Origin of the sequence: Burkholderia sp. PAMC 26561, assembly GCF_001557535.2 — a bacterium.
GTDB lineage: Bacteria > Pseudomonadota > Gammaproteobacteria > Burkholderiales > Burkholderiaceae > Caballeronia.
Genome location: NZ_CP014306.1, coordinates 1,564,350 through 1,583,191, shown reverse-complemented (window position 1 = coordinate 1,583,191; position 18,842 = coordinate 1,564,350). Strand labels below are relative to the sequence as shown.

Here is an 18,842-nt window from a genome sequence, read left to right as displayed (position 1 = left end):
CACCATTTTTGGTTGATGCCACGCAGCAGCTTAGGCACCGCTATAATCACGGGGTTTATCAGCAGTTCACTTACATTAACCGTATCAGCCAGCCTAGCTCCTCGACCCCTTCGCTGCTAGGAGCCTCCAGATGAACATCTCACGATGTGCATCTGCCCGAACGTCCGGGGGCTACATTGTCGGAAGAGCTTCAGACCTCACCGTTACCAGTGACGCATGTCTTCCTAGGCTACTGCTAGTCGTATAGCAGGTTCACTATTCGCCTTCGAACAGCAAAGCGAATCGAACAATGACACACCGAGCTTTCGCTCGTATCGCCTAGCGAATCCGTTGCCTATCGGCGCAGGAATTGCAAACCACATCCGCCTTGTCGGCATGGATGAAGCCGCCGACAACACGGTGCCTGATGGTAATCAGACACATGCAATGCGATTCCCGGTACAGACGGCATACAAGGAATCGCCTATGGCGAAACCCTAAAATGCCCTACCGGGTTTCGCTTCACTACAAAGCGTTGGCCTCAAGGTGCCAACAAATGGTCGATAGCGCAGCCAGGACCGAGATCCCAACTGATATTCGACGGTCGATGCCCATGACGTAGGGCTGACGGACACGAGCGTGCGTGTCGCACAAAAGTCGTTATAGTAGCAGGTTTAGCCCCCTTACTTTCCGCCCGGATTCATGGAAGAAATTCGTATTCGTGGGGCTCGTACCCACAATCTCAAAAACATCAGTCTCGACTTGCCGCGTCACAAGCTGATCGTGATTACGGGCTTGTCGGGTTCGGGGAAATCGTCGCTCGCCTTCGACACGCTCTACGCGGAAGGCCAGCGCCGTTACGTGGAAAGCCTGTCGGCGTACGCGCGCCAGTTCCTGCAACTGATGGAAAAGCCGGATGTCGATCTGATCGAAGGGTTGTCGCCGGCAATTTCGATCGAACAGAAGGCGACTTCGCACAATCCGCGCTCGACCGTCGGCACGGTCACCGAGATTCACGACTACCTCCGGCTGCTGTTTGCCCGCGTCGGTACGCCGCACTGTCCGGATCACCACATCCCGCTGGAAGCGCAAAGCGTGTCGCAAATGGTCGATGCCGCGCTCGCCATGCCCGAGGAAACCAAGCTGATGATCCTCGCGCCCGTGGTCGCGGATCGCAAGGGCGAGCACACCGAATTGTTCGAGGCCATGCAGGCGCAGGGTTTCATCCGCTTTCGCGTGCGCTCGGGCGGCGGTACGGCCAACGAGGGCGTCGCGAAGATCCATGAGATCGAGTCGCTGCCGAAGCTCAAGAAGAACGACAAACATACGATCGATGTCGTCATCGACCGGTTGAAGGTTCGGCCCGACATGAAACAGCGTCTGGCGGAATCTTTCGAAACCGCGCTGCGTCTCGCCGATGGCCGCGCGGTTGCGCTCGAAATGGATTCGGAGCGCGAGCATTTGTATAGCTCGAAGTTCGCGTGCCCGATCTGCTCGTACTCGCTGCAGGAACTCGAGCCGCGCCTGTTCTCGTTCAACAACCCGATGGGCGCGTGCCCGGAATGCGACGGCCTCGGGCAAATCACGTTCTTCGATCCGAAGCGCGTGGTCGCGCATCCGTCGCTGTCTCTGGCAGCCGGCGCGGTGAAAGGCTGGGACCGGCGCAACCAGTTCTACTTCCAGATGCTGCAAAGCCTGGCGGCGTTCTTCGAATTCGATCTCGATGCCGCGTTCGAGGACTTGCCGGAGAAAGTGCGCAAGATCCTGCTGTTCGGCTCCGGCAAACAGGTGATCCCGTTCGCGTACATCAACGAGCGCGGCCGCACCACGGTTCGCGAGCACGCGTTCGAAGGGATCATCCCGAGCCTCGAGCGCCGCTACAAGGAAACGGATTCCGCGGCGGTACGTGAAGAATTGTCGAAGTTTCAGAACAACCAGGCGTGTCCGGCGTGCGAAGGCACGCGTTTGCGCACCGAAGCGCGCAATGTGAAGCTCGGCACCGGCGAACACGCGCGGGCAATCTTCGAGGTGAGCGGCTGGCCGCTGCGCGACACGCTCGGCTATTTCCAGACGCTGCGGCTCGAAGGCTCGAAGGCGGAGATTGCCGACCGGGTCATCAAGGAAATCGTCGCGCGGCTCACGTTCCTGAACAACGTGGGGCTGGATTATCTGTCGCTGGAACGCAGCGCGGAGACGCTTTCGGGCGGTGAGGCGCAGCGGATCAGGCTGGCATCGCAGATTGGATCGGGCTTGACGGGCGTGATGTACGTGCTGGACGAACCGTCCATCGGCTTGCATCAGCGGGATAACGACCGGCTTATCGATACCCTCAAGCATCTGCGCGACATCGGCAATTCGGTGATCGTGGTCGAGCACGACGAAGACATGATCCGCATGGCCGATTATGTGGTCGACATGGGCCCGGGTGCGGGCGTGCACGGCGGCGAGATCGTCTCGCAAGGCACGGCAAAACATGTCCAGAACGACCCGAATTCCATGACCGGGCAGTATTTGTCGGGCAAACGCAGCATCAGCTATTCGACCGATCGCACCGCGCCCGATGAACGGCGGCTGCGGATCATCGAGGCGTACGGCAACAACCTGAAGAACGTGTCGCTCGACCTGCCCGTTGGCTTGCTGACCTGCGTGACGGGCGTGTCGGGCTCGGGCAAGTCCACGCTCATCAATGACACGCTGTACCACGCCGTCTCGCAGCATCTGTACGGCTCGGCGACCGAACCGGCGCCTTACGAGGCAATCGAAGGGCTGGAGCATTTCGACAAGGTCATCAACGTCGATCAATCTCCTATCGGCCGCACGCCGCGCTCGAATCCGGCTACGTATACCGGCCTTTTCACGCCGATCCGCGAGTTGTTCGCGGGCGTGCCGGCATCGAAGGAACGAGGTTACGATCCGGGCCGTTTCTCGTTCAACGTGAAGGGCGGGCGCTGCGAAGCGTGCCAGGGCGACGGCGTGCTGAAAGTCGAAATGCACTTCCTGCCCGACGTGTACGTCCCGTGCGACGTCTGTCACGGCAAGCGCTATAACCGCGAGACGCTCGAAGTCCAGTACAAGGGCAAGAACATCCACGAGGTGCTCGACCTGACCGTGGAAGCGGCGCACGAGTTCTTCAAGCCAGTGCCGATCGTCGCGCGCAAGCTGAAAACCCTGCTCGATGTCGGTTTGGGGTATATACGCCTCGGCCAGTCGGCGACCACGCTTTCGGGCGGCGAAGCGCAGCGCGTGAAGCTTTCGCTGGAACTGAGCAAGCGCGATACGGGTCGGACTCTCTATATTCTCGACGAACCGACCACGGGTTTGCATTTCCACGATATCGCGCTGTTGCTGGAAGTGATACACCGGTTGCGCGATCAGGGTAATACTGTCGTAATCATCGAGCATAATCTGGATGTAATCAAAACCGCCGACTGGGTGATCGACCTGGGTCCGGAAGGCGGCGCCGGCGGCGGCCAGATCATCGCGCAGGGGACGCCGGAGCAGGTAGCCAAATCGAAGGCCAGTTTTACCGGCCGATATCTTGCGCCGTTGCTGCAGCGGCCGAGATCGGCGGCATGACGTACACGCACAAATGCCAAGCACGAGCCGGCCCGCCTTCGGGCCGTAGCACTCTATAACCCGTTCGCGGCAGGAGACCGAAGGATTCATGGCTAAGCGCAACGAAGCGGCCGAGAACAGGCCCGCAGTCCGGCCCGTGCGGCTGACGAGCGATATGAGCATGCCCAAGCTGTCGGCGGTTGAGATCGGCAGTTATATCGCCGCATTCGCCGGCATGTTCGCCGTTCTGCATCTGCAACTGCTCGGCGCGCTGCTGGCGGGCATGCTCGTGTTTCAGCTCGTGCACACCATTGCGCCGGTCATCGAAAAAACCATGACGAGCGGGCGCGCCCGCTGGGTCGCGGTCGTGATCCTGGCGGTGGTGATCGTGGGCGGCCTCGCCGGTGCGACGGTTGCGACCATCGACCATTTTCAGCGCGATGTTCCGAGCGTCCAGAAGCTCCTCGATCAACTCATGATGATCACGTCGCATGCGCGTCTGCAGGTGCCGGACTGGATTGCGAATTACCTTCCCGTCGACGCCGAGCAGATGAAGGACAAGGCGACCGACCTGATGCAGAAGCACGCCGCCATGCTGCAGCAAGGCGGAAAAGACGCGGCGCGGGGTTTCGGGCATGTGCTGATCGGTATGATCATCGGCGCGATCATCGCAGTGGGCGCGCCCCGGACCACGCATCGGCTGCCGCTTTCCACCGCGCTTGTCACGCGCGTGACGCGGTTCTCAGAGGCATTTCGCCGGATCGTTTTCGCGCAGGTGAAGATTTCCGCCATCAACGCGGCATTCACCGCGCTGTATTTGCTGGTCGCGCTGCCGGTCTTTCACGAGCGGCTACCGTTGTCCAAGACGCTGGTGATGGTGACGTTTATCGTCGGATTGCTGCCGGTGATCGGGAATCTGATTTCCAACGCGCTGATTGTCGCGATCTCCCTTTCCGTGTCGTTTGGAACGGCGGTGGCATCGCTCGCGTTCTTGATCGTCATTCACAAGCTGGAATATTTCCTGAATGCACGGATCATTGGCGGGCAGATTGAAGCACGCGCGTGGGAATTGCTGCTGGCAATGCTTGCGATGGAAGCCGCGTTCGGCCTTCCAGGCGTGATTGCCGCGCCGATTTTTTATGCTTATATCAAGCGCGAACTGGTTTATTTGAGGCTGGTTTAAATCGCGGAACCGGCGGAGATTCAATGCGATCTCCGCCAGCTATTCGATTTACTTGAACACCACCGTCTTGCTGCCGTTCAGCACGATCCTGTGCTCGACGTGCCAGCGCACCGCACGCGCCAGCGTCACGCATTCCACGTCACGGCCGATTGCCGTCAACTGATCCGGCGCCATGCTGTGGTCCACGCGCTCGACTTCCTGTTCAATGATCGGACCTTCATCGAGATCCGTCGTCACGTAATGAGCAGTGGCGCCGATCAGCTTTACGCCGCGATCGAACGCCTGGTAATACGGCTTCGCGCCCTTGAAACTCGGCAGGAACGAGTGGTGGATGTTGATCGCCCGGCCATTGAGCGCGGCGCACAGTTCCGGCGACAGGATTTGCATGTATCGCGCGAGTACGACGAGATCGATCTTGTGCTGATCGACGATTTCCAGCACGCGCGCTTCCTGCGACGCCTTGGCTTCAGGCGTCGACGCCATCAGCGGCAAATGATGAAACGGCACGTCATAACTCGCGGCAAGCTGATAGAACTCGCGATGATTCGAAACGATCGCCGGAATCTCGATCCCGAGTTGCCCCGTGCGATAGCGGAACAGCAAGTCGTTCAGGCAATGCCCGATCTTCGACACCATGATCATCACACGCGGCTTGACCGATGCGTCGTGCAGTTCCCACTTCATGCCGAACTGATCGGCGAGTGAACCGAACGATGTCCGCAATGCTTCCAGTCCCGGATCGCCGCCGACTTGCTGGAAATGCACGCGCATGAAGAACTCGCCGGTGTGGCTGTCGCCGAACTGCGCGGAGTCCAGGATGTTGCTGCCGAGATCGAACAAGAATCCCGACACGGCATGCACGATTCCCGGACGATCAGGACACGACAACTTCAAGATAAAACTATGTTCGGTCGACATTAACCGATACTCCTTTAAAATATTTCACAGCAGTGGCGGCGAGAACACCGCCTGCATGCCTGCGCACGCGTCTTCATCGATCCATTGGCGGCGCAGCAAGAGGTCGAGCGTGGCAAGACTTGCATCCACGGTCATGGAACCTTCTTCGATCCAGCGCGCGACTTCATCGATTCGAGCAAGTCTGTGTTCGCCAACTTCGCCGTCCTGATTGCGCGGCGCGAAATCCACCGGCAGCGCGAGGTCGAAAACGTAGATCTGCTCGGCTTGCGTGCCTTCGGGCAGCGATTGCAGCACGTGGAAGATGCGCCCGCGCGTGGCGTTCGCGGCCAGTTCCGGCGGCATGCCAGCCTCTTCCCAGCATTCCTTCACGAGCGTTTCCTTGATCCCCATCCCCCAGCCGATACCGCCCGCCACCACGTTGTCGAGCATGCCCGGATCGGTTGCTTTGGTTTCGCTGCGGCGCGCGATCCAGAGGTTGGGCGCCCGGCCCGGCTCTTCCACGATGCCGTTCAAATGCACCGCGTACGTCATTGTGCCGAAGAACCGCGACGCCGCCCTTTCGATGAACGCCAGCGGCTCGGCATCGAAGGTATTGCGGATTGCGTAGGTTTCGTTGCGCCAGCCGGGGATGCGGCCATCGGCGGCGAGCATGCCGATAACCGCGCCAAGCGCCGCGCTACGGGATTCCAGCGTATTGAAGGAGGCTGCAAGATGAATCGCGGCTTCGGTGAATTCGAACACGTCAGGCCACGATTTCAACGCTGATGCGTCGGCGCGGCGAATCCAGCCGACCCGCTCATCGGCGATATTAAACGGCAGATGCGCGGAAGCATCGAAACGGCGCGCTGCGATGATCGCGGGCAAGGTCATTACGGGGCCTCCGGCGGCGCAAAGGCTGGAATTGTACAAGGGCAGGCTCGTTGGCCCTGCGCAGGCGAGCGCCTAATCCTTCAGCGCCACCCGAATCCCCAGCCCGATGAACGTCGCGCCCGCCAGCCGGTCGAGCCACACGCCGACTTTCGGGCGACGCTTCAGATACGCGCCGATCATTCCCGCGGCCACGCCAAACACCGAGAACACCACGACCGTCTGCAGCATGAACACGCCGCCCAGTTCGAACATCTGCAGCATCACGCTTTGCGCACCATGCGGATTCACGAACTGCGGCAGGAACACGATGAAAAACAACGTCACTTTCGGGTTCAGCAGATTGCCGACCACGCTCTGCCGGAACACGGTCGTGAGCGGCTGGCTCGGCCGTTCGTGCGCGCTCGACAAACCCTTGCTCCGGATCGCCTTGATGCCAATCCAGATCAGATACGCCGCGCCGGCGAGCTTCACGGCCTGGAACGCAATCGGCGACGATTTCAGCAACGCTGCCACGCCAAGCGCTGCAAGCGTCGTATGAAACGAAATGCCTGCTGCAAAACCAAGCGCCGCGACAAGTCCGGCTGCACGTCCCTGCGAAATGCCGCGTGCGAGCACCTGCAGGTTATCGGGACCGGGAGCCGCCGTTATCGCAATGGACGCGGCCAGGAACAAAAGGAAATTTGGCATGGTTCGAAACGCTCCAGTCAATGACCGTCGAATTCGCAAACGGTGAACAGAGGCAGGCCGGAATCGCGCAAAAGCTTCGAACCGCCGAGCGCCGGCAAATCGATGATCGCCGCGCCCTCCACCACTTCCGCGCCCAGGCGCTCCAGCAGGATCTTGCCGGCCATCATCGTGCCGCCCGTTGCAATCAGGTCATCCACGAGCACCACGCGGTCCCCTGGCTTGCACGCGTCCTCGTGGATTTCGACCGTCGCGCTGCCGTATTCGAGCTCGTAAGACTGCGACAGCGTCTTGTACGGCAGCTTGCCTTTCTTGCGGATCGGCACGAAACCAAGACTCAGCTCATAGGCGAGGATCGGCCCGATGATGAAACCGCGCGCATCCAGCCCGGCGACCGTATCGATATCTGCATCTATATAGCGCTGCACCAGCAAATCGATCAACGTGCGCAACGCGCGCCGGTCCTGCAGCACAGGCGTGATATCGCGGAATTGCACGCCGGGCTGCGGCCAGTCCGGGACGGTGCGGATTCGCTCGCGAATGAAAGCGGTGGCTTCGGACAAAGAGGACGCCGAAGGCGCCGCGAATGAGGACATGATCTCTCCGGAAAAACGTCAGGCTACCGCGCCCGCACGGCGATTGCGCGACAGCCGTTCTTCGGCCCGCTGCAGCGCTTCAGGCAAACCGCGCAGCACGACAATATCGCTTGCACGCAGCTTGGTGTCAGGATCGGGGGCCACGCCGCGAATGCCGTGACGCCGGATCGCCGTCACTTCCACGCCGTCCTCCACGAGCCCGAGTTCGTCGAGCGTACGGCCTACGGCGTCGGCGTTTTCATCGACGGGAACCGATTGTAGCCGCACCTGCTCGCGGCGTTCTTCGTCGTCGGAATCGTCCGCGCCGTGAAAATATCCGCGCAGCAAGCTGTAACGCTCATCGCGCATTTCTTCCACGCGCCGCACCACCCGGCGCATCGGCACGCCCATCAGCACGAGCGTGTGGGAGGCGAGCATCAGGCTGCCTTCCACGATTTCAGGAATCACTTCAGTCGCGCCCGATGCAATCAGCTTCTCGAGATCGGCGTCATCGACGGTACGCACGATGGTCGGCAAGGTCGGTTCGAGTTCGTGAATGCTGTGCAGCACGCGCAACGCGGAAGGCGTGTTGGCGAACGTGATGGCAACCGTCGCCGCGCGATGCAAACCTGCCGCGACCAGCGCCTCGCGCCGCCCCGCATCGCCGTACACCACGCTTTCGCCGGCCGCCGCCGCTGCCGCCACGCGATCCGGATCCAGGTCGAGTGCCACGTAGGACAAGCCCTCGTGCTCCAGCATCCGCGCCAGATTCTGCCCCGCGCGGCCGTACCCGCAGATGATCACGTGACCGCTCTGCTTGATGCTCTGCGTCGCGATCCGCGTCATTTGCAACGATTGCCGCAACCATTCCGTCGATGAAAGCCGCAGCACGATCCGGTCGGCATTCTGGATGATGAACGGCGCGGCGAGCATGGAAAGCAGCATCGACGAAAGAATGGCCTGCAGCAAGACGGGCTCGACAAGATGTTTATCGAGGATCAGGTTCAACAGCACGAAACCGAATTCGCCGGCTTGCGCCAGATTCAGGCCGGTGCGCATTGCCACACCCGGCGGTGAGCCGAAAAGCCGTGCAAGTCCGGTGATCATCACGGCCTTGAGCAGGATCGGCACGACGAAAAATCCGGCCACGAGAAACGGATGCTCCCAGATCACACGCGGATTGAGCAGCATGCCGGTGGTCACGAAGAAAAGACCCAGCAGCACGTCGCGAAACGGCTTGATGTCCTCTTCCACCTGATGCCGGTAAGGCGTCTCGGCAATCAGCATCCCCGCGATGAAAGCGCCGAGCGCGAGCGACAAGCCGAATTTATCGGTGATGAACGCAGCGCCGAGCGTCACCAGCAGCAAGTTCAGCATGAAGAGTTCTTGCGACCGCCGGCGTGCCACGATGTTGAACCAGCGCGTCATGAACTTCTGGCCGACGAACAGCAACACGGTCAACGCGACCACGATTTTTACGGCCGCAATCGCGAGCCAGAACGCCAGTTCCTTTGAATTTCCGTTGCCAAATGCCGCAATGATGATCAGCAGCGGCACTACGGCCAGATCCTGGAACAACAGCACGCCGAAGATGTTGCGGCCGTGCTCGGATTCGAGTTCGAGCCGTTCGGCGAGCATTTTCGACACGATCGCGGTCGACGACATGGACAACGCGCCGCCAAGCGCAATGCTCGCTTCCCACGACATATCGGTGAAGAAGTTCGCAATCCAGCCAAACAGCAGCGCAAGGAGGATCGTCCCGCCGACCTGGCTTGCGCCGAGTCCGAACACAATCCTGCGCATCGATCTCAATTTCGATAACGAAAACTCGAGCCCGATGGAAAACATCAGGAACACGACGCCAAATTCAGCGAGATGCTGGGCGCGCTCGCTGTCCGGCGCAATGCCCGCGGCATGCGGCCCGACAATGATTCCCACCGCCAGATAGCCCAACATGGGCGGCAGGTTGAAAAAGCGGAACACGACGACGCCGACCACCGAACACAGCAGTAGCAGCAACGTCATTTCAAGCGGAGAAGTCATCCGTCTGGAATCCTCGTTGGTCGTTGGATTGCGGATCGGCTTCATCCAAGCGCCGGGTTGTCGACCAGCGCAACTGGAAGCCCGACCTGCGTGGGCGGATGAGCGCGGAAAAAGCGGCGGGCAAAAGCCCGTCAGCCACGTCCGGCGCGGCATAAAGGTGCCTTTGATATACTCCGCGCATGATAGCGAAAATCAATGGCGACCGGGCACTCGCGCTGGCTCGCACCGTGCTCGAAATTGAAGCCGACGCTGTTCGAGGCCTGTCCGCTCAACTCGATGACAACTTCACCGGCGCCGTCGAATTCCTGCTCGGATGCAAGGGCCGCGTGGTGGTTTCGGGCATCGGAAAATCCGGGCACATTGCCCGCAAATTCGCGGCTACGCTCGCGAGCACCGGCACGCCCGGTTTCTTCGTTCATCCGGCGGAAGCCAGCCACGGTGATCTTGGCATGGTAACCGCTGATGACGTGTTTATCGCGTTATCGAACTCTGGCGAAACTTCTGAACTCGTCGCCATTCTGCCGATCATCAAGCGCCTCGGCGCCAAGCTGATCGCCATCACGGGAAGCCCCGAATCCAGTCTCGCTAAACTCGCCGACGTGCATCTGAACGCACATGTCGACAAGGAAGCGTGCCCGATGAACCTCTCGCCAACCGCCAGCACGACCGCGGTTCTCGCGCTGAGCGACGCGCTCGCGGTCGCCGTGCTCGACGCACGCGGCTTCGGCCCGGACGACTTCGCGCGCTCGCATCCTGGCGGCGCGCTCGGCCGGCGCCTGCTGACTTATGTACGCGACGTGATGCGCATCGGACCGGAAGTGCCTGTGGTGTCGCTCGACGCCACCGTGTCCGACGCCCTGTTCCAGATCACCGCGAAGCGCATGGGCATGACGGCCGTGGTCAACACGAAGAACCACGTCGAAGGCATTTTCACCGATGGCGACCTCCGCCGCATTCTCCAGCGCGATGGCGACTTCCGCGCGCTGCCGCTGGCGGACGTGATGACGCGTCATCCGCAAACCATCGGTCCGGACCATCTCGCGGTGGAAGCGGTGGAACTGATGGAGCGTTATCGCATCAATCAGATGCTGGTCGTCGATAAAAACGCGATCCTGATCGGCGCCCTGAACATGCATGACCTCTTTTCCAAGAAGGTAATCTGATGTCGACCTTGTCTTTCACGCCGGATATTGCCGCAACCGAAGACGCGCATGAGCGCGCGGGCCGCGTGAAGCTGATGATTTTCGACATCGACGGCGTTTTCACAGACGGCAGCCTCTTCTTCACCGCCGCCGGCGACGCCATGAAATCCTTCAATTCACTCGATGGCCACGGCGTGAAGATGCTGCAATCGGTCGGCGTGCAGACCGCGATCATCACCGGCCGCAACTCCGGCATTGTCGCGGCGCGCGCGGGCGAACTCGGTATCACGCACCTCCACCAGGGCGTCGCCGATAAAACCATCGCGCTCGCCGAACTCCTGCATACCACCGGCATCGCGGCGACTGAATGCGGCTACATGGGCGACGACTGGCCCGATCTCGCCGTCATGCGCCTCTGCGGTTTCGCCGCGGCGCCCGCCAACGCGCATGCGGAAGTGCTGCAGCGCGTGCACTTCGCGGCATCGAAACGCGGCGGCGAAGGCGCGGTGCGCGAAGTCTGCGACGCCATCCTGCGCGCGCAAGATCGTTATGACGGCCTGCTTGCAGCGGCTATGGGAGCCTGAAGATCATGGCGCGCCCGACCAAACTCACTTCACTTTTGCCGCTCGTCGCCATGGCGGCGCTTGCCGGCATCACGTACTGGCTGCTGCAGGCCACGCTGCCGCCGGCGCAAACACCCGAGCGTCCGAAAGAACACGCGCCCGACTATTTCGCCAATAATTTCTCCGTCTCCGAACTCGATACCACCGGCACGACGCAGTACCGGCTGACAGCCATATCGATGGTGCATTACGAAGACGACGAAAACAGCGACCTGGTGAAGCCCGCCATGCGCATGTTCCAGCCGCTGCGGCCAACAGTTACGGCGACTTCGGAGCGCGGGACGGTGAACGGCGATGTATCGATCGTCGATTTGTACGAAAACGCCCACCTGTTGCGCGTGGCCGGCTTTGGCGACCCGCAGATGACCGCGGATTCCGAGCACTTCCGGATCCTGGTGAACGACGATGTCATCGAAACAGAAAAGCCGGTTAAACTTCAGCGCGGTCCGTCGGTGATGACGGGCGACGGCATGAACTACAACAACGCGACCCGGGTAATGAAGCTCTTCGGGACGGTACGCGGCCAGATTGCCGCCTCAACCCTGAACAACTCGTCCAAATAAACCCGGCAGTTCCGACGAATTGCGCTTAATCCATTCAAGTGTGACTGCATGAACAAACCGTTTCTCCGACCCGAACCAGGCCGTCTGCGAGCAGCGCGCACTGCGTTTATGCGCCGCGCCGCACGCCTCATGCAATTCGGGATGGCGGCAGCCTGCGTGGCATTGCCGCTGGCAGGTTTCGCCCCGGCCGCACATGCCGAACGCGCCGACAGCGACAAACCGCTGAACATCTCGGCCGAAAACATGACCTATGACGACCTGAAGCAGGTCAACATCTTCACGGGTAACGTGGTCGCGACCAAAGGCACGATCATCATCAAGGCTGATCGCGTGGAAGTGACGCAGGACCCGCAGGGTTATCAGTACGCCACCGGCACGTCAACGGGCAACAATCTCTCGTATTTCCGCCAGAAACGCGACGGCCTGGATGAATACATCGAAGGCAATGCCGTGCGGATCGACTACGACGGCAAGCAGGATCTCACCACGCTCACCACGCGCGCGGTCGTGCGCCGCCTGGTCGGGCTGACCAAGATTCAGGACGAAGTGCACGGCAGCGTGATCACCTATGACGGGCAAAAGGACTTCTACACGGCGAAAGCCGGCAAGGACGTCGCGGGTCCGGGCAACCCGACCGGCCGTGTCCGCGCCATGCTCGCGCCGCGCAACGGCGGTGCCGCACCGCTGACCGGCGGGCCGGCCAAGCTCACCCCGTCCAACACGTTGCAAGGATCGCCGCAGCCGTGAACTCGCCCGCCATGCCTCATCGAAAGCCGGAAGGAACGAGCAGTTCGCTCACCGTCCGCAATCTGAAGAAACGCTACGGCTCGCGCACGGTCGTGAAGGACGTCTCGCTCGACGTGAAAAGCGGCGAAGTGGTCGGGCTGCTCGGGCCGAACGGCGCGGGCAAGACCACCTCGTTCTACATGATCGTGGGCCTCGTTCCGCTCGATGCCGGCGAAATCGAACTCGATGGCACGTCCATCAGCCTGTTGCCGATTCACCAGCGAGCGCGCCTCGGACTGTCCTACCTGCCGCAGGAAGCATCGGTTTTCCGCAAGCTCACCGTCGAGCAGAACATTCGCGCCGTGCTCGAACTGCAGACCGGCGAGAACGACAAGCCGCTTTCCAAGCAAGCCATAACGGATCGTGCAGAAGCCTTGCTCGACGAACTGCAGATCGCGCATTTGCGTGCGAACCCGGCGCTCTCGCTTTCAGGCGGCGAACGCCGTCGCGTGGAAATTGCCCGCGCGCTTGCGACCAATCCGGCTTTCATCCTGCTGGACGAACCGTTTGCCGGCGTCGATCCGATCGCCGTGCTGGAAATCCAGAAGATCGTGAAGTTCCTGAAGCAGCGGAACATCGGCGTGCTGATCACCGACCACAACGTGCGTGAGACGCTCGGCATTTGCGATCACGCGTACATCATCAGCGACGGCAGCGTGCTCGCGGCCGGCGCGCCGAGCGACATCATCGAAAACGAGAGCGTGCGACGCGTGTATCTCGGCGAACATTTCCGCATGTGACGGCGTGGGCTCCGCGCCCGGCGCCAGCCCGACGGGCTGGAAAGCAGGGGTCTGGAGCACCGCCAGCAATTCTTACGTGCCGCCCGCGGGCGGCACGCTTGTTTTTGGCCGATCCCCGCGAGGTTTCGCGCCCGTGGCAAACTCTCTACAATGATTAAAACCTTGCCATGAAAGCCAGCCTCCAACTACGCCTATCGCAGCATCTTGCGCTGACCCCACAACTGCAGCAGTCCATCCGGCTGCTGCAGTTGTCGACGCTCGAATTGCAGCAGGAAGTCGCGATGGCTGTCGCGCAGAACCCGTTGCTCGAAAACGAGGACGACTGGACCACGAGTCCGTTGCGCGTGGCGGCGGACGGCTCGCTGATCACCACAGGCGCTTCGGTGAGCGCGCCCGAGCCCATGATGAGCAACGGCACGTCGTCGAGCAGCAGCACGACCGAGCGCTCGGAAAACGGCGAACCGCAGGGCGTCGACGAATACAACGGCATGAGTTCGTCGGACAACGGCCCGGATTCCAGTTCGTGGAACCTGGAGGACTACGGCCGCTCGAACAGCGGTTCGGACGACGATGACCTGCCCCCGCTGCAAATCCACGAATCCACGACCACGCTGCGCGATCACCTGATGTCGCAGTTGCGCATGACAAAGGCCAATCAGCGCGATCGTGCGCTGATCACGTTTCTGATCGAATCGCTCGACGAAGACGGTTACCTCACGTCCTCACTCGATGAAGTGAAGGCCGACCTGCCCGACGAACTCGAAGTCGATCTCGACGAGTTGAGCGCTGCGCTCGCACTGCTGCAAAGTTTCGATCCGCCGGGTGTCGGCGGGCGTTCGGCATCGGAATGTCTCAAGCTGCAGCTTCTCAGGCTCGAATCGACGCCTATCAGGACGCTGGCGCTGGATATCGTCATGCATCATCTCGAGCTGCTCGCCGCGCGCGATTTCACGCGCCTTCGCAAGCAGCTCAAAGCCTCGGATGACGCATTGCGGGACGCCCACCTGCTGATCCGTTCGCTCGAACCATTTCCCGGTGCGGCGTTCGGCAAGAGCGAGGCGGATTACGTGGTTCCCGACATTCTGGTGCGCAAGATGTCGAGCGGATGGACTGCGGAATTGAATCCGGAAATCGTCCCTCGGCTGCGAATCAATCACCTTTACGCGAATATTCTGCGCAACAATCGCGGCGATCCGGGCAGCGGTTCGTTGCGTCAGCAACTGCAGGAAGCACGCTGGTTAATTAAGAATATTCAACAAAGATTCGAGACAATTCTTCGCGTGGCGCAAGCAATTGTGGAGCGTCAGAAGAACTTTTTCGCGCACGGTGAAATTGCAATGCGGCCCTTGGTTTTGAGGGAGATTGCTGATACGCTGGGTTTACACGAATCCACTGTCTCACGTGTGACAACCGGCAAGTACATGCTGACCCCGTTCGGGACGCTTGAATTCAAGTACTTCTTCGGATCGCACGTTTCTACCGACACGGGTGGCGCGGCATCGTCAACGGCGATCCGGGCACTCATCAAGCAACTGATAGGAGCCGAAGACTCAAAATCTCCTCTTTCAGACAGCCGCATCGCCGAATTGCTGGCGGAACAAGGGTTCGTGGTGGCACGCCGCACGGTGGCCAAATATCGCGAAGCCCTGAAAATTCCGGCAGTGAACCTGCGAAAGTCTCTGTAGCCCGCTGCATGTTGCGGCGGGCCTTTACCGGCCGCGTCGCGAACACGCGAACGAGCCGGCCGATGCGTTCCCGATCCGTTCAGCCATCAGCAACAATGGCCAACCACGGGCGCAGCGACCGGTTTTCAGCAGCGCACAAGCGACCAGGCGGCCATTAGCTTGGAGAGCAACTATGAATCTGCAGATCAGTGGACACCATCTCGAATTGACGCCTGCGTTGCGAGAATATGTGATCACCAAACTGGATAGAGTGCTTCGGCACTTCGATCAGGTGATCGACGGCAGTGTGGTCCTCTCGGTCGACAATCATAGGGAAAAGGACAAGCGGCAGAAGGTCGAAATCAACCTGCACCTGAAGGGCAAGGACATCTTCATCGAAAGTTGTGACGTTGATATGTACGCAGCAATCGACCTGATGGTCGACAAGCTGGATCGGCAGGTCCTGCGCCATAAGGACAAGATCCAGGGCCATGCGCATGCAACAATGAAGTACGAACCGCAAGAAAGCGAAGCGCCTGCGCCGTAAGTTGCCGGGCACGTTTTAGAGGTTTGTATCGAAAGCGTGGGTAGCGCATCAGCTTGAAGGATTTCTCTGATGCGCCGGGTTCGGACAAGCAGCACCGGACCCGCTTCCCACAGCAGCCGCCTGACAGCAGGCGGCTTTTTTGTCTCCGGCAGTTGCGGTGTTGCGTTGGTGGTACCAAACGTTGGCGCCGTATTGCGCGCCGCACCATCGCTGATGACGCTGTTCTATAATGGTCCGGGTAATACCGGGGTTGTTAATCGGAATGAAACGAGCGGGTCGAGGCTGAAATTGGGTCTTCCGCGCATTCCTAACCAAAATCGCCGTGCGCGCTCAGTGCCATTTCGAGCTTCTGAAGTCGCCACCGTGAGGAGAATTCAGGCCACGCATCTGCCTGCCAACATGAATCGTTTAGCCAAATTTCTTCCCCTCGAAAATGTCGTCCTCGGACTGTCCGTCACCAGCAAGAAACGTGTATTCGAGCAAGCGGGCCTGATCTTCGAGAATCAGAACGGCATTGGCCGCAGCACCGTTACCGACAATCTCTTCGCGCGCGAGCGCCTCGGCTCGACCGGTCTGGGCGAAGGCGTCGCCATTCCCCACGGACGTATCAAGGGCCTGAAGCATCCGCTCGCCGCTTTCGTGCGCCTCGCCGAGCCGATCGCCTTCGAGTCGCCAGATGGTCAGCCTGTATCGCTGCTGATCTTTTTGCTCGTGCCCGAGCAGGCCACGCAGCAACACCTCGAAATCCTGTCGGAGATTGCACAGTTATTGTCCGATCGGGACACGCGTGAACGCCTGAACACCGAAGAAAACCGTGAGGCGCTGCACCAGCTTCTCACGCAATGGCAGGCCTGAACCCGTCAAATCTGCTCGAAACCACGCATACGGCGCGAGCAGCCCTCTCGCGCCGGCGGCCCTTCTAGCGCACAATCAGTCCTATTGAGCGGAGCACTGAAAGGGCCAACCCCGGCCCTCTCGGTCGCCCAGCGCTCGCGGCCCCTCACGGAGTTCCGGCCTCATGGATACGTCCAGCATCAATGCCCAGAGTATTTTCGACGACAACGCGGCCGCGCTCAAACTGAGTTGGCTGACGGGTCACGAAGGCTGGGAACGCGGCTTCTCGACAGAGACGGTCGCCAATGCAACATCGAGTGCCGACCTGGTCGGCCACTTGAACCTGATTCACCCGAACCGAATCCAGGTGCTCGGCGACGCCGAAATCACCTATTACCAGCGTCAGTCCGACGAAGATCGCTCGCGCAACATGGCCGAGCTGATCGCGCTAGAACCGCCTTTCCTGGTAGTTGCCGGCGAAGTCGGGGCGCCACCGGAACTGGTTCTGCGCTGCACGCGCTCGTCCACGCCGCTGTTCACCACGCGCATGTCGGCGGCAGCTGTTATCGACAGCCTGCGGCTCTACATGTCGCGGATCCTCGCGCCGCGCGCCACGCTTCATGGCGTGTTTCTCGATATCCTCGGCATGGGCGTGCTGCTGACGGGCGACTCGGGACTCGGCAAAAGCGAACTCGGGCTTGAGTTGATCAGCCGTGGTCACGGTCTTGTCGCGGACGACGCCGTAGACTTCGTGCGCCTGGGTCCGGATTTTGTCGAAGGACGGTGCCCGCCGCTGCTGCAGAACCTGCTCGAAGTCCGCGGTCTCGGATTGCTGGACATCAAGACCATCTTTGGTGAAACCGCGGTCCGGCGGAAAATGAAGCTCAAGCTGATCGTTCAGCTCGTGCGCCGGCCGGACGGCGAATTCCAGCGCCTGCCGCTGGAAAGCCAGGCGGTCGATGTGCTCGGCTTGCCGATCAGCAAAGTCACCATTCAGGTGGCGGCCGGCCGAAATCTCGCCGTGCTCGTCGAAGCCGCAGTGCGCAACACGATCCTGCAACTGCGGGGTATCGATACCTTGCGGGACTTCATGGATCGTCAGCGTCTTGCCATGCAGGACCCGGAGAGCCAGTTCCCCGGCAAGCTGATCTGACCGGCTGATATCGAGCACCAAGCCCGCGACGTCTGGACCCGAACTTTCGCCCATTCTGACGAGTCCTCATTCATGCGCATCATCCTGATTACCGGCATTTCCGGCTCCGGCAAATCCGTCGCCTTGAACGCGCTCGAAGACGCCGGTTACTATTGCGTCGACAACTTGCCGCCGCGCTTCTTGCCCGAGCTTGCAACGTATCTCGACTCCAAAGGGCAGGCGCGCCTCGCGGTTGCCATCGACGCCCGTTCCAGCCGTTCGCTCGACGAAGTCCCGGCCATCATCAACGGTCTCACGCAATCCTTCGATGTGCGCGTGCTGTTCCTCAACGCCAGCACGCAGTCGCTGATCCAGCGTTTTTCCGAGACGCGCCGCCGTCACCCCTTGTCCGGTTCGCCCACGCACGACGCCGACGTCGGCCTGCACACGTCGCTTGGCGAAGCGATCGAACGGGAACGCGAACTGGTGTCAGGGCTCGCGGAATTCGGCCATCAGATCGACACCAGCAACCTGCGCGCGAACGTGTTGCGCGCGTGGGTGAAAAGCTTCGTGGAGCAGGAAACGGCCGGGCTGACGCTGATGTTCGAGTCGTTCGGATTCAAGCGCGGCGTGCCACTCGACGCCGATTTCGTCTTCGATGTCCGCACGCTCCCCAATCCCTATTACGACCGCGAGCTGCGGCCGCTGACGGGCCTGGACCAGCCGGTGATAGATTTCCTGTCGGCCCAGCCGATGGTTCATCAGATGATCGACGACGTCGGCACGTTCATTGCGAAATGGTTGCCGCAGTTTCGCGAAGACAACCGCAGTTACCTCACGGTCGCGATCGGCTGCACGGGCGGCCAGCACCGCTCGGTGTTCATCGCCCAGACGCTGGCCGCGCGTTTCGGCGAAAGCGCCAATGTGATCGTGCGGCATCGCGACGCACCCATCGCCGTCGATGGAAACGTCGCACCCTTGCAAACCTGATCGCCTTCGGGCGG

17 protein-coding genes are annotated in these 18,842 nt (G+C 60.8%); 12 read left to right on the top strand and 5 right to left on the bottom strand.

Annotated elements, in window-relative coordinates; genetic code table 11:
• Positions 1-681 precede the first annotated feature (681 nt).
• Entirely contained in the window at positions 682-3,555 is a 2,874-nt protein-coding gene (uvrA, locus tag AXG89_RS07495) for an excinuclease ABC subunit UvrA (protein ID WP_062168914.1), read from the top strand.
• Between the two features lie 88 nt (positions 3,556-3,643).
• Positions 3,644-4,717, top strand: a complete 1,074-nt coding sequence (locus AXG89_RS07490; RefSeq protein ID WP_062168912.1) for an AI-2E family transporter — start codon at positions 3,644-3,646, stop codon at positions 4,715-4,717.
• A gap of 48 nt (positions 4,718-4,765) precedes the next feature.
• Here the strand turns inward: AXG89_RS07490 and purU are convergent, their stop codons facing one another.
• The 5 genes from purU to AXG89_RS07465 all read right to left on the bottom strand — a co-directional run bounded on the left by purU (position 4,766) and on the right by AXG89_RS07465 (position 9,807).
• Complete coding sequence (gene purU, locus AXG89_RS07485; protein WP_061998377.1) at positions 4,766-5,635, bottom strand: formyltetrahydrofolate deformylase; 870 nt, start codon at positions 5,633-5,635, stop codon at positions 4,766-4,768.
• Positions 5,636-5,659: 24 nt separating this feature from the next.
• Positions 5,660-6,505, bottom strand: coding sequence for an NUDIX hydrolase (locus AXG89_RS07480; protein WP_062168910.1), 846 nt, complete (start codon positions 6,503-6,505; stop codon positions 5,660-5,662).
• A 72-nt stretch (positions 6,506-6,577) separates the two neighbouring features.
• Positions 6,578-7,192: a LysE family translocator gene (locus AXG89_RS07475; RefSeq protein WP_061998375.1), complete on the bottom strand. Its 615-nt coding sequence runs from the start codon at positions 7,190-7,192 to the stop codon at positions 6,578-6,580.
• Positions 7,193-7,209: 17 nt separating this feature from the next.
• Complete coding sequence (locus AXG89_RS07470; RefSeq protein WP_062168908.1) at positions 7,210-7,785, bottom strand: adenine phosphoribosyltransferase; 576 nt, start codon at positions 7,783-7,785, stop codon at positions 7,210-7,212.
• Between the two features lie 18 nt (positions 7,786-7,803).
• A complete protein-coding gene (locus AXG89_RS07465; RefSeq protein WP_062170405.1) occupies positions 7,804-9,807 on the bottom strand; it encodes a monovalent cation:proton antiporter family protein in 2,004 nt (667 codons plus the stop codon).
• A gap of 179 nt (positions 9,808-9,986) precedes the next feature.
• On the opposite strand from AXG89_RS07465, the gene kdsD reads away from it, so the two are divergent.
• From kdsD to rapZ, 10 genes are all read left to right on the top strand, one after another.
• Positions 9,987-10,970 (top strand): arabinose 5-phosphate isomerase KdsD, encoded by a 984-nt coding sequence (gene kdsD / locus AXG89_RS07460; protein ID WP_062168906.1) that lies wholly within the window; start codon positions 9,987-9,989, stop codon positions 10,968-10,970.
• Positions 10,970-11,533 carry a KdsC family phosphatase gene (locus AXG89_RS07455; RefSeq protein WP_086386421.1) on the top strand — a complete coding sequence of 188 codons (564 nt, stop codon included), beginning with the start codon at positions 10,970-10,972 and terminating at the stop codon, positions 11,531-11,533. The genes kdsD and AXG89_RS07455 overlap by 1 nt, the downstream gene beginning before the upstream one ends.
• 5 nt (positions 11,534-11,538) lie before the next feature.
• Positions 11,539-12,135, top strand: coding sequence for an LPS export ABC transporter periplasmic protein LptC (gene lptC / locus AXG89_RS07450; RefSeq protein WP_061998372.1), 597 nt, complete (start codon positions 11,539-11,541; stop codon positions 12,133-12,135).
• 48 nt (positions 12,136-12,183) lie between these two features.
• Positions 12,184-12,882 carry a lipopolysaccharide transport periplasmic protein LptA gene (gene lptA, locus AXG89_RS07445; protein WP_062168904.1) on the top strand — a complete coding sequence of 233 codons (699 nt, stop codon included), beginning with the start codon at positions 12,184-12,186 and terminating at the stop codon, positions 12,880-12,882.
• Between the two features lie 11 nt (positions 12,883-12,893).
• On the top strand, positions 12,894-13,661 hold the full coding sequence (gene lptB, locus AXG89_RS07440; RefSeq protein ID WP_172811958.1) for an LPS export ABC transporter ATP-binding protein: 768 nt from the start codon (positions 12,894-12,896) through the stop codon (positions 13,659-13,661).
• 167 nt (positions 13,662-13,828) lie between these two features.
• Positions 13,829-15,346: an RNA polymerase factor sigma-54 gene (locus tag AXG89_RS07435; RefSeq protein WP_061998369.1), complete on the top strand. Its 1,518-nt coding sequence runs from the start codon at positions 13,829-13,831 to the stop codon at positions 15,344-15,346.
• A gap of 172 nt (positions 15,347-15,518) precedes the next feature.
• Complete coding sequence (hpf, locus tag AXG89_RS07430; RefSeq protein ID WP_056357928.1) at positions 15,519-15,872, top strand: ribosome hibernation-promoting factor, HPF/YfiA family; 354 nt, start codon at positions 15,519-15,521, stop codon at positions 15,870-15,872.
• A 399-nt stretch (positions 15,873-16,271) separates the two neighbouring features.
• Positions 16,272-16,727, top strand: coding sequence for a PTS IIA-like nitrogen regulatory protein PtsN (gene ptsN, locus AXG89_RS07425; RefSeq protein ID WP_061998368.1), 456 nt, complete (start codon positions 16,272-16,274; stop codon positions 16,725-16,727).
• Between the two features lie 163 nt (positions 16,728-16,890).
• A complete protein-coding gene (gene hprK, locus AXG89_RS07420; RefSeq protein WP_031357600.1) occupies positions 16,891-17,859 on the top strand; it encodes an HPr(Ser) kinase/phosphatase in 969 nt (322 codons plus the stop codon).
• A gap of 72 nt (positions 17,860-17,931) precedes the next feature.
• Positions 17,932-18,828, top strand: a complete 897-nt coding sequence (rapZ, locus tag AXG89_RS07415) for an RNase adapter RapZ (protein ID WP_062168901.1) — start codon at positions 17,932-17,934, stop codon at positions 18,826-18,828.
• The last annotated feature ends 14 nt before the right edge of the window (positions 18,829-18,842 follow it).

Coding starts and splice junctions, on each gene's coding strand:
- purU (WP_061998377.1), bottom strand. CDS start 5,635: ATGTCGACCGAACATAGTTTTATCTTGAAGTTGTCGTGTCCTGATCGT.
- hpf (WP_056357928.1), top strand. CDS start 15,519: ATGAATCTGCAGATCAGTGGACACCATCTCGAATTGACGCCTGCGTTG.
- AXG89_RS07455 (WP_086386421.1), top strand. CDS start 10,970: ATGTCGACCTTGTCTTTCACGCCGGATATTGCCGCAACCGAAGACGCG.
- lptB (WP_172811958.1), top strand. CDS start 12,894: ATGCCTCATCGAAAGCCGGAAGGAACGAGCAGTTCGCTCACCGTCCGC.
- AXG89_RS07435 (WP_061998369.1), top strand. CDS start 13,829: ATGAAAGCCAGCCTCCAACTACGCCTATCGCAGCATCTTGCGCTGACC.
- AXG89_RS07470 (WP_062168908.1), bottom strand. CDS start 7,785: ATGTCCTCATTCGCGGCGCCTTCGGCGTCCTCTTTGTCCGAAGCCACC.
- rapZ (WP_062168901.1), top strand. CDS start 17,932: ATGCGCATCATCCTGATTACCGGCATTTCCGGCTCCGGCAAATCCGTC.
- AXG89_RS07475 (WP_061998375.1), bottom strand. CDS start 7,192: ATGCCAAATTTCCTTTTGTTCCTGGCCGCGTCCATTGCGATAACGGCG.
- ptsN (WP_061998368.1), top strand. CDS start 16,272: ATGAATCGTTTAGCCAAATTTCTTCCCCTCGAAAATGTCGTCCTCGGA.
- AXG89_RS07490 (WP_062168912.1), top strand. CDS start 3,644: ATGGCTAAGCGCAACGAAGCGGCCGAGAACAGGCCCGCAGTCCGGCCC.
- hprK (WP_031357600.1), top strand. CDS start 16,891: ATGGATACGTCCAGCATCAATGCCCAGAGTATTTTCGACGACAACGCG.
- lptA (WP_062168904.1), top strand. CDS start 12,184: ATGAACAAACCGTTTCTCCGACCCGAACCAGGCCGTCTGCGAGCAGCG.
- AXG89_RS07465 (WP_062170405.1), bottom strand. CDS start 9,807: ATGACTTCTCCGCTTGAAATGACGTTGCTGCTACTGCTGTGTTCGGTG.
- lptC (WP_061998372.1), top strand. CDS start 11,539: ATGGCGCGCCCGACCAAACTCACTTCACTTTTGCCGCTCGTCGCCATG.
- AXG89_RS07480 (WP_062168910.1), bottom strand. CDS start 6,505: ATGACCTTGCCCGCGATCATCGCAGCGCGCCGTTTCGATGCTTCCGCG.
- kdsD (WP_062168906.1), top strand. CDS start 9,987: ATGATAGCGAAAATCAATGGCGACCGGGCACTCGCGCTGGCTCGCACC.
- uvrA (WP_062168914.1), top strand. CDS start 682: ATGGAAGAAATTCGTATTCGTGGGGCTCGTACCCACAATCTCAAAAAC.